This is a genomic window from Amycolatopsis echigonensis, assembly GCF_014174495.1.
Taxonomy (GTDB): Bacteria; Actinomycetota; Actinomycetes; order Mycobacteriales; family Pseudonocardiaceae; genus Amycolatopsis; species Amycolatopsis echigonensis.
Window position 1 is genome coordinate 1 of sequence record NZ_JACJHR010000153.1, and the last position, 9,960, is coordinate 9,960.

The window sequence follows — 9,960 nt, forward strand, 5'->3', positions numbered from 1 at the left end:
CCCAATCCACCCCGCACCAAACCGCAGCCCGATGCACCCAACGCATCGAGGCACCCAGCCCCTCCCCCGCACCCCGATACGAAGCCTTCTCTGCGGTTCGGGGGTGCTTGTCAAGGCATCTTTCCCGCCTTGACAAGCACCCCCGAACCGTCAGCACAATCAAACTTCGGGGTGCCCCACGCACACACCCACCTGCAATGTCGCCCGCCAGGGCGACGAGCAGCCCCTCAGACAGGAACGCAAACCCCGCCCAACACAGCCGAAGCCTCCCCCACCATCCCGTCCACCTCGGCCACCAACCGCTCAATCTCCCCCCACCACCGCCAATCCCGCCCCGGATCCGGGATCAGCGACGTCCCCACCAGCAACAGCAAAGTGTCGATCTCATACGCCCGATCCGCCAACCGCAACAACGGCACCGGGTCCCCGCCGCCGTTGCCCGCCGCGAACCGGCACGCCGCGTGCCCCAGCCCCCGGCACACCGTCCGCAATCGCTCCCGCACCGCGTCCGCTCGAGGATCAGCCCGCGGACCGCCCGTCCGGATATTCCACGCCACCGAAAGCAGACAGCGTCCGGCATCGTCCATCGACGTGTTCGTCACCGGGCGAGTCTGGAGACACCCTCCCCGCCGCGGGTGACCCGACACGCACAGCTCACCGCATCGAGTGAAGCAACCGCACAGTCGCGTCCAGCGGCAGGCGATCATCTGCGGCACGCGCGAGGAAATCCTTGATCCGCTGCCCGTCCGGCGTCAGCGAATCCACGTCGTTGACCTCCGCGCTCACCGCCTCCAGCGTGCCCAGCCCGGCATAGTGATGCGCGTCGCGAACCGCGTTGCGCAGCACCGCCAGCTCCGCCGCCGACGGCCCCCGCTTCTCCGCACGCAACCGCTCGACGATCCGAAGCACCTGCGGCGACTGCGCGGCCAACGCCTGCCGTCCGGCGAACGACGCCACCATCCGCGGCGTCGCACGCGTCTCAGCCGGCGGCGGTGGCACCTCGACCGCTTCGCCGACCACCCGCAGACTCTCCAACGCCGCGGCTCGCCGACGTTCACTCTCGCGCACGCGCGCGAGCGGATCCTTCCTCCGGGACGCCGCGATCGAGCGAGCCTCGGCCCGAGCCCGCTCGCCCGCGTCGGTCAGCCGCGAGCGCCGCTGGTACGTGCCTTCGTCAGCGACCTGCTTGCGCCGGTTCGCGAGCCAGGCCTCGAAGGTCTGCCCGCGCCGCGGCGGCTCGCGCACCTCGCTCAGGTCGGCCGCGGACTCGTCGGCGAACCAGGCCTTCATCCGCGAGCGCAGGAAGTCGCCCGGCTTCTCGCCGGACCGCCGCGGCCGCTGGCGCGTCCCGTCCGGCAACGCGCTCATCGCGATCAGCAGCGCGTCCGGGCAGTACCCGTGGGAGTACCAGAACTCCAGCTGCCGCTCGACGTCGTCGCGTTCCTCCCGGGTCAGCCGCTCGGACACCCAGCCCAGGCGGCGGACGAGCACGCCCGTCGCCTGGGCGCGTTCACGCGCGTCGGCGGGCACGACTGTCGCCGGCCACTCCTGATCCGCGATCCGCACCCCTGCCACACCTCCTTGCCAGCGACGCCTACGTTATCCCGCCCCACCGACAATTACGCGGCCCGCCGCAGCACCGCCGCCGTGTTCGCGGCCACGATCACCCCGATCGCCGCCCACGCGACCGCGTCCAGCCGCTGGTCCAGCACCACGAGCCCGACGAGCGCGGCCATCACCGGGTTGACGCTCATGAACGCCCCGAAGAACTGCGCCGGAACCCGTCGCAACGCCACCAGATCGACGAGAAACGGCAGCGCCGACGACAGCAGCCCCGCGGCAAGAGCGGCCGCGAGCGCGCCGGGCGTCGGCGGGTGCTGCAGCATCGCGAACACCCCGATCGGCACGTACAGCAGACCGGACACCCCGGCCGCGGCGGCCGACCCCGCCGCCCCGGGGAGACGACGGCCGACGGTCCGGTTCAGCAGGATGTAGCAGGCCCAGCACAACGCGGCGACCAGCGCGAGCCCGATCCCGAGGTAGTCGGTGCTCGGCCGCGGCCGCATCAGCGCGCCGACCGCGACCGCGGCGGCCACCGCGCACGCCAGGTCCGTCCGGCGCCGCGAGCCGGCCAGCGCGATCGCCAGCGGGCCGAGGAATTCGAGCGTCACGGCCAGGCCGAGGCCGATCCGGTCGATCGCGGTGTAGAGCGACAGGTTCATCGTCGCGAACACGGCGGCCAGGCCGAGCACCGGCCGCCATTGCCGTGCGGTGAACGTCCGCAGCCGCGGCCGGCCGACGGCCAGCAGCACCACCGCCGCCACCCACTGGCGGACCGCCACCACGCCCGGCGGGCCGAGCACCGGGAACGCGAGCGCCGCGGTCGCCGCGCCGACCTGGTTCGACAACGCACTTCCGAGCAGCATCGCGGCACCGGCCGCCCGGGCGTCGCCGCGCGTTCGCGGAGCCAGTTCCGTAGTCGCCATGCGGTCGAGCATGCGTCCGGCAGATCCATGCGCAAAATGCATTGACCGCAAAAGCGATACGCTGGACGTATGGATCTAGAGCTGCGTCAGCTGCGCTGCCTCGTGACGATCGTGGACGCCGGCACGTTCACCGACGCCGCGCTCGAACTCGGCGTCTCGCAGGCGGCCGTGTCCCGTAATCTGGCGTCGCTGGAACGGGTTCTCGGCGTGCAGCTGCTGCACCGCACCAGCCGGAGCCTCGAGCCGACGACCGCCGGCGTCCAGGTCCTCGCCCGCGCCCGGCACCTGCTCGCCGAGGCCGACGATCTCGTCCGCGAAGCGACCACCGGGCACACGCGGCTGCGCATCGGCCACGCGTGGTCGGCGATGGGCCGGCACACCGCGGAGTTCCAGCGCCGTTGGGCCGCTCGGTATCCGGACGTCGAACTGCTGCTCGTGCGCGCCAACACCGCGACCGCCGGACTGGCGGAAGGGCTGGTCGATCTCGCGGTGGTGCGGCATCAGGTGCCGTCGGGCAAGTTCGCGCACGCGACGGTCGGCCACGAGGACCGCTACTGCGCCATGGCCGTCGACGACCCGCTCGCCCGCCGCCGCACCGTCACGCTCGCCGATCTCGCGTCGCGGCTGCTGGTGGTCGATCCGCGCACCGGCACCACTTCCGCCGAGCTGTGGCCGCCGGAGTCGCGCCCGCGGATCGAGCCGACGCACGACGTCGACGACTGGCTCGCCGCCATCACCACCGGGCGCTGCGTCGGCGTCACCCCGCATTCGACGGTGACGCAGTACCGCCGCGACGGCATCGTGTACCGCCGGGTCCGCGACGCCCCGCCGGTGCCGGTCCGGCTCGCCTGGCGCGCACACGATCCGCATCCGGCCACGCACGCCGCGGTGGCCTTGCTGGGCGAGCTGTACCGCGCGAAACGGGAAACCGCTTCGGCGCGCCACCGGTAATCCCCGCGTAAACCGGACCGATCATTTTCCGTTGACGGGGCGGCGCGCGGCGACAATGATGAAGCCGTCCAGCCACGAAAGGATCCACGGAATGCCGCACCGCACCGAATGCATGCGCCTATCGGGCATTCCCGGCTCCGCGCCATGACGTGGCCCGCCACGCCGTGAGCGAGGAGCCGCCCGCCGGAGAACCGGTCGGGCGGCTTTTGCGTTCGCGGCCCGTTTCGCCCGGAAGGAGGTGCCCGTCGCCATGGGAGTCCTGGTTCTCAACGCCGGCTACGAGCCCCTGCACACCGTCTCGCTCCCCCATGCCATCCGGATGCTGGTCCGCGAGGTCGCGGTCGTCCACGAAAGCGACGGGCCGGACCTCGGCGTCTTCCCGCGGCCAAAGGTGGTGCGGTTGCTGCGCTACGTCGTGATGAAATGGCGATATTCCGGGCCGCCGCGCTGGTCCCGTTCCGGTGTGCTGCGGCGCGACCGGCACACGTGCGCCTACTGCGGGCGCCGGGCCACCACAGTCGACCACATCACGCCGGTTTCGCGCGGCGGCGCGCGTACGAGCTGGCTCAACACCGTCGCGGCCTGCGGCGGGTCCGCGCGCAGCTGCAACGCGCGCAAGGCCGACCGCACGCCCGCGGAAGCCGGGCTGACGCTGCGGTTCCCGCCGCGTGTCCCGCGGTGGGAGGAGCTGCATCCGCTGACCGGACTGTCCACATGAGACTCGCGGTAGGCTGGACGCCGTGAAGGGCTTGCTGCTGCGGCTTTCGGCGGTCGATTCCGGCGCGGAAACGGCGGTGCGCGTCATCGCGTATTTCGACGAGCTGATCGCCCGCCGGGCATCGCTGCCGGATTTGCTGCGCGCCACGGCCTTCCTCGCGGAATGCGTCGCCGGGATTCGCCGGGTCGACGGAACGGTGCTTCGGTACCGGCCGACCGGCGAACCCGGCGGCGACGGTCCGGTGCCGCCGGACGCTGTCGTCGTGGACCTCGACGGAGCCGGTCGGGTCTGGCTGGAGCGCGGAGGCGAGCCGGGCCCGCTCGACGTCCTGGTGCTCGAACGGCTCGCGATCTCGGCGAAGGTGCTCAACCCGGTCGAGCCGCCGCCCGCCGCGCCGCACCTGGCGGACCCGGCATTGGTCGAACTGGTGCTGGGCGAGCAGGCGGCGGACGAGGACCGCGCGCGGGCGCTGACGCTGCTCGGCCTGGACACCGCGCGTCCGCTGCGCGTGGTGGCGGTCGCTTCGGGGGCCGAGCGTGACGCCGGTGCGGACGCGGTCGCGCTCGTCGCCCGCGGCAAGCCGCTCGGCGCGCGGGTGGCGGTGGTCGGCGGGGTGGCCGCGGTGGTGCTGCAGCCGCGCGAGGGTCCGGATTCGGTCGTCTCAACGCTGCGCGAAACGTTGGCGTTGCGGGCCAAAGACCGCACGCTTCCCGACACCGTCCGGGTAGGTGTCGGCGACGCGGTCAACAGTCTTGAAGCCAGGCGCTCGTGGCTGCAAGCCCGCCTGGCCCAACGATTCGCGGCACCGTCGCGGCCGTTGATCGTGCACGAAGACCTCGGCGCGGTGACGCTGCTGGCGGAGATCCCGGCGGAGCGACTGCGCGCGCAGCCGGACGTGCTGGCGTTGAACGCGCTCGCCGAGAGCGGTGACCTGGAGACGCTGGAAGCCTTCTGCCGCACGGGTTCCCTGCGCCAAGCCGCGGTGGCGCTGCACCGGCACCACAGTTCGGTGGCGGCGCGGCTGGCTCACGTGGAGGACGCGCTGGGATGGTCGCTGGACGATACAGCGGGACGATTCCGGGCACGACTGGCGCTGGCGGCACGGAGGTTGGCGGAATCCGGTTGAGGGGCGGAGGCCCCGCGTACGGCGCGGCGCGGCGGGGTTCACGGAGGTAAGTCAGCAAACAACCGAGGGCCGGAGCACCCTTCCCGTGCCGATGCGGACGGTCGTGAAGGCAGGCAGCCCGCAAGCACCGCAGGCGGGCCGGGTCCCGGTGGGGCAAAGCGTCACCGGGTAGACGGGTGCTGGTGCTGCGTCACGACCAGCGGCTGGAGGACCTGGTCTGCGGCAACGGGATTCCGCCTCGGTGGGTACTGGAACTCGTCTCGCTGCTCGCGGCCCGCACGCCCAGGCTCGACCGGCTCCACGCCGCAGGATCCAAAGTCCGCACTGGGGAAGCCCGGCTCGGTGCCAGGGAACGCGGCTGGAATCGGCTTGAGCCAGCGATTCCAGCCGCATCCGTCGAGGGCGGCGGAGCCAGCCCTCAGCTCGCCTCGACCCCGAGCACCCTGGCCAGCACCGCCCGTCGCTCCGCGGCTTCCCGGCGGCTCACCGTCGCGTGCCGGATCACCCCGGAGCCGTGGAAAGTCCCCGGGAACAAATGCAGTTCCGTAGGCACTCCCGCGGCCAAAAGGCCCTGTGCGTAAGCGATTCCCTCGTCCCGCAGCGGATCGAATTCCATCACCGACACGTACGCCGGCGGCAATCCCGAGAGATCAGCCGCCCGTGCCGGTGCCGCATAAACCTCGACGTCCGGGCCGCCGCGCTTCCCCGGGCCGCCCAGGTAGTAGTCCCAGCTCGCCTCGGCGGCCCGCAGGTGCCACATCGGCGTGTCCGCGAACTGGCGCATGCTTCCGGTTTCAAGGCGGTCGTCCAGTTCCGGCACCGCGAGGAACTGGAACGCGACCGCCGGGCCGCCCCGGTCGCGGGCCAGCAGGGCCAGCGCCGCGGCCAGACCACCGCCCGCGCTCACGCCGTACAGCACCACTTTCTCCGGGTCGATGCCCAGTTCGTCCGCGTGCTTGACCGACCATTCGAGCGCCGCGTAGCAGTCCTCCAGCCCGGCCGGGTACGGATTCTCCGGCGCGAGCCGGTACTCGACCGACACGATCACCACGCCGAGGTCCCGAGCCAGTTCGACGTTGCCCGCGTGGTCGACCTGCAGGTCGCCGAGCGCGAAACCGCCGCCGTGGATGTCGAACACCAGCGCCTTCGTCGCGACGCGATCGGGGGTGTAGACGCGGACCGGGACGTCCGGTGCGCCCTCCGGCCCGGGCACGGCCACGTCGCGCGTCGTCACGCCGGTTTCGTCGACGTCGCCTTGCATCGAGGCGATCAGCTCGGCCATGCCCGCCCGCGCGGCGGCGACGTCGAGGATGTCGACGTCGGGCAGCATCGGGATCGCGGCGGCGATTTCGGGATCGAACGGATAACTCATCGGCGGGCCTCCGTTTTCCAGGGGAAGACCCCATCGTGCCGAAATCCCGGCCCCGGGAGGCACCGCCACGTGTCGCGTACCGCGCCGGGTCACCCCGCCGAGTGGCGAAACCAGTGCCCGGAAAGACGCCCCACGCCGTCTCCCGGGCCGCCCCGCCCTCAGCGCCCCGCCTTCTTCCAGATCACCACCACGCCGATGACCGCCACCAGCACCGCGCCCAGCACGATCAGCCCCTTGACGAACAGATCGTGCACGAGGTGCTGCAGCATCTCGTGCCCGTCCGCGAGCAGAACCGGGTTCACCGGCCGGACCGCTTCCGGTCCGGATCCTCGTCCAGCCACCGGGCGGCGTGACGCACGACCTCGCCGCGCACTCCCCGCGCCCCGCGCCGGTCCATCGCCCTGGCCGCCGATTTCGCCAGCATCGCCGCGCCTTCCCGCACGCGCTCCCCCTTGCCGCGCCGCCGCAGCGAAACGATCAGCGCGAACCCGGCCAGCCCGGCGACCACGACGATCCCGGCGATGATGCCGAACCGGATCAGCAGGATGTTCAGCACCGTCTCCACGGTGCACCCCCTTTCCATCACACTTGTGATACTAAACGAACAGTATCACGGCTGTGATAGAAAGGACCAGTGCCGAGAGTGGTGGACGGGGAACGGCGGCGCGCGCACATCGCCGACGCGGTGCTGCGGCTGGCCGCGAAAGGCGGGCTGCACGCGGTCTCGCTGCGCGCGGTGGCCGCGGAATCGGGCCTGAACATCGGCTCCGTGCGGCATTACTTCGACAGTCAGCACGAGCTGATGCGGTTCGCGATGCGCACGACCATCGACCGGACGACCGCGCGGCTCGTCGAACGCCGCGAGCAGATGGGTTCGCTGTCGGAACTGCCGCCGGACAAGGCTGTCGACCAGCTCACCGAGTTCCTCTCGGAGCTGCTGCCGCTGGACGAACGGCGGCGCACCGAGGTGACCGTGCTGGTCGAGTTCCTGATGGCCGCGCGCGCCGACCCGGGTCTGGACGACCTGGCCCGGGAAGCGGTCCAGGGCACCGTGACGCTCGCGCGCCGCATCCTCGACGCCCAAGCCCGCAGCGGCCGGTTCGAGCCGAAGGACCCCGAGGTCGAAGCGCCCCGGCTGGCCGCGCTCCTGGACGGGATCGCGTTCCGGGCCGTGCTGCAGCCGGACCTCACCTCCGCGGAGGAATGCGTCGCCATTCTTCGCGCGCACCTCGCCGAGCTCATCCGGCCGGCGGGTGACACCCACGTGTGAGCGCCGCGGAGACGGGGTAGCCGGGGCAACTGGAGCGGTTCCAGATCCCGGGGAGGACTCCGATGCCGGACTCGGCGGCGACGCTGCGGGCGGCGGGCCTGCGCGTCACCAAGCCGCGGCAAGCCGTGCTCCGCTGGCTCGGCGAGCATCCGCACGCGACGGTCGAGGCGATCGTGCACGGGGTGCGCGAAAGCCTGGGAAGCGTGTCGGTCCAGGCGGTCTACGACGTGCTCGCCGCGTGCGGCGACGCCGGGCTCGTCCGCCGGATCGAGCTGTCCGGCCATCCGGCGCGCTTCGAACGGCGGACCGGCGACAACCACCACCACGTGGTGTGCCGCCGCTGCGGCCGGGCCGAGGACGTCGACTGCGTCCGCGGCGAGGCCCCTTGCCTGACGCCGGACGACCGGCACGGGTACGCCGTGGACGAGGCCGAGGTCGTCTTCTGGGGTCTGTGCCCGGACTGCTCCGGCGTTTCCGACCACCACGAGGAGCTCGCGACATGACTGAAGAACCGAAACCCCCGGCGACCACCACGGACTCCGGGATCCCGGCCGAGAGCGACGAGCATTCGCTCACGCTCGGCCCGGGCGGCCCGATCCTGCTGCAGGACCATTACCTGATCGAGCAGATGGCGCAGTTCAACCGGGAACGGGTGCCGGAGCGGCAGCCGCACGCGAAGGGCAGCGGCGCGTTCGGGCACTTCGAGGTGACCAGCGACGTCAGCCGCTTCACCAAGGCGGCGGTGTTCCAGCCGGGCGCGAAAACCCCGATGGCGGCCCGGTTCTCCACGGTCGCGGGCGAACGCGGCAGCCCGGACACCTGGCGCGACCCGCGCGGATTCGCGCTCAAGTTCTACACCCCCGAGGGCAACTACGACCTCGTCGGCAACAACACGCCGGTGTTCTTCATCAAGGACCCGCTGAAGTTCCAGCACTTCATCCGGTCGCAGAAACGCCGCGCGGACAGCAATCTGCGCGACCACGACATGCAGTGGGACTTCTGGACGCTGTCCCCCGAATCGGCGCACCAGGTCACCTGGCTGATGGGCGACCGCGGGATCCCGCGCACGTGGCGGCACATGAACGGCTACAGCTCCCACACCTACCTGTGGGTCAACGCCGCGGGCGAGAAGTTCTGGGTCAAGTACCACTTCAAGACCGACCAGGGCATCGAGTTCTTCACCCAGCACGAGGCCGACCAGATGGCGTCGGCGGACACCGACTACCACACGCGCGACCTGTTCGAGGCCATCGCGCGCGGCGACTACCCGAGCTGGACCCTGCATGTCCAGGTGATGCCGTTCGAGGACGCGAAGACCTACCGGTTCAACCCCTTCGACCTGACGAAGGTGTGGCCGCACGGCGACTACCCGCTGATCGAGGTCGGCCGGATGACGCTCGACCGCAACCCGACCGACCACCACACCGAGATCGAGCAGGCGGCGTTCGAGCCGAACAACCTGGTGCCCGGCATCGGCCCCAGCCCGGACCGGATGCTGCTGGGCAGGCTGTTCGCCTACGCCGACGCGCACCGGTACCGGATCGGCGCGAACTACAAGCAGCTGCCGGTGAACGCGCCGGTCGCGCCGGTGCACAGCTACAGCAAGGACGGCTCGATGCGCTACGCCAAGGTCTCCGACCCGGTGTACGCGCCGAACTCCAAGGGCGGCCCGCGCGCCGACACGGAGCGCTACGGCACGCCCGCGGGCTGGCACGCCGACGGCGAGATGGTCCGCTCGGCCTACGTCGACCACGCCGAGGACGACGACTGGGGCCAGGCCGGCACGCTCGTGCGCGACGTGCTGGACGACGCCGCGCGCGAACGGCTGGTGGACAACATCGTCGGGCACCTGCTGAACGGGGTGACCGAACCGGTGCTGAAGCGAGCCTTCGAGTACTGGCACAACGTGGACAAGGACCTCGGCGACCGCGTCGAGTCCGGCGTGCGTGCGAAGCAGAACGAGAAGGACCCGAAGGCGGCCGAGCAGGCCAACCCGGCGCGGGAGAGCATGCAGCGGAAGGCGTAAAGCACGGCTTG

12 protein-coding genes are annotated in these 9,960 nt (G+C 71.5%); 6 read left to right on the forward strand and 6 right to left on the reverse strand.

Annotated features, from left to right (window positions below; translation table 11 throughout):
• Positions 1-227: 227 nt before the first annotated feature.
• The 3 genes from H5411_RS44725 to H5411_RS44735 are packed head-to-tail and all read right to left on the reverse strand — an operon-like array spanning position 228 to position 2,486.
• Complete coding sequence (locus H5411_RS44725) at positions 228-602, reverse strand: hypothetical protein (protein WP_244194810.1); 375 nt, start codon at positions 600-602, stop codon at positions 228-230.
• Between the two features lie 52 nt (positions 603-654).
• Entirely contained in the window at positions 655-1,566 is a 912-nt protein-coding gene (locus H5411_RS44730; protein WP_220818309.1) for a hypothetical protein, read from the reverse strand.
• Positions 1,567-1,619: 53 nt separating this feature from the next.
• Positions 1,620-2,486 (reverse strand): EamA family transporter, encoded by an 867-nt coding sequence (locus H5411_RS44735; protein WP_183127797.1) that lies wholly within the window; start codon positions 2,484-2,486, stop codon positions 1,620-1,622.
• Between the two features lie 69 nt (positions 2,487-2,555).
• Between H5411_RS44735 and H5411_RS44740 the strand changes: the two genes are divergently transcribed.
• From H5411_RS44740 to H5411_RS44750, 3 genes are all read left to right on the forward strand, one after another.
• Positions 2,556-3,437, forward strand: coding sequence for a LysR family transcriptional regulator (locus H5411_RS44740; protein ID WP_183127799.1), 882 nt, complete (start codon positions 2,556-2,558; stop codon positions 3,435-3,437).
• Positions 3,438-3,687: 250 nt separating this feature from the next.
• Complete coding sequence (locus H5411_RS44745) at positions 3,688-4,155, forward strand: HNH endonuclease (protein WP_101438905.1); 468 nt, start codon at positions 3,688-3,690, stop codon at positions 4,153-4,155.
• 22 nt (positions 4,156-4,177) lie between these two features.
• Positions 4,178-5,281 (forward strand): helix-turn-helix domain-containing protein, encoded by a 1,104-nt coding sequence (locus H5411_RS44750; protein WP_183127801.1) that lies wholly within the window; start codon positions 4,178-4,180, stop codon positions 5,279-5,281.
• A 418-nt stretch (positions 5,282-5,699) separates the two neighbouring features.
• Here the strand turns inward: H5411_RS44750 and H5411_RS44755 are convergent, their stop codons facing one another.
• The 3 genes from H5411_RS44755 to H5411_RS44765 form a co-directional block, all read right to left on the reverse strand.
• Entirely contained in the window at positions 5,700-6,653 is a 954-nt protein-coding gene (locus H5411_RS44755) for an alpha/beta hydrolase (protein ID WP_183127803.1), read from the reverse strand.
• Positions 6,654-6,811: 158 nt separating this feature from the next.
• Positions 6,812-6,955 (reverse strand): hypothetical protein, encoded by a 144-nt coding sequence (locus H5411_RS44760; protein WP_183127805.1) that lies wholly within the window; start codon positions 6,953-6,955, stop codon positions 6,812-6,814.
• A complete protein-coding gene (locus tag H5411_RS44765) occupies positions 6,952-7,218 on the reverse strand; it encodes a hypothetical protein (RefSeq protein ID WP_183127807.1) in 267 nt (88 codons plus the stop codon). Before H5411_RS44765 ends, H5411_RS44760 begins: the two co-directional genes overlap by 4 nt.
• 69 nt (positions 7,219-7,287) lie before the next feature.
• On the opposite strand from H5411_RS44765, the gene H5411_RS44770 reads away from it, so the two are divergent.
• From H5411_RS44770 to H5411_RS44780, 3 genes are all read left to right on the forward strand, one after another.
• A complete protein-coding gene (locus H5411_RS44770) occupies positions 7,288-7,923 on the forward strand; it encodes a TetR/AcrR family transcriptional regulator (protein WP_183127809.1) in 636 nt (211 codons plus the stop codon).
• A 62-nt stretch (positions 7,924-7,985) separates the two neighbouring features.
• A complete protein-coding gene (locus H5411_RS44775) occupies positions 7,986-8,426 on the forward strand; it encodes a Fur family transcriptional regulator (protein WP_183127811.1) in 441 nt (146 codons plus the stop codon).
• A complete protein-coding gene (locus tag H5411_RS44780) occupies positions 8,423-9,949 on the forward strand; it encodes a catalase (protein WP_183127813.1) in 1,527 nt (508 codons plus the stop codon). The genes H5411_RS44775 and H5411_RS44780 overlap by 4 nt, the downstream gene beginning before the upstream one ends.
• Positions 9,950-9,960 lie beyond the last annotated feature (11 nt).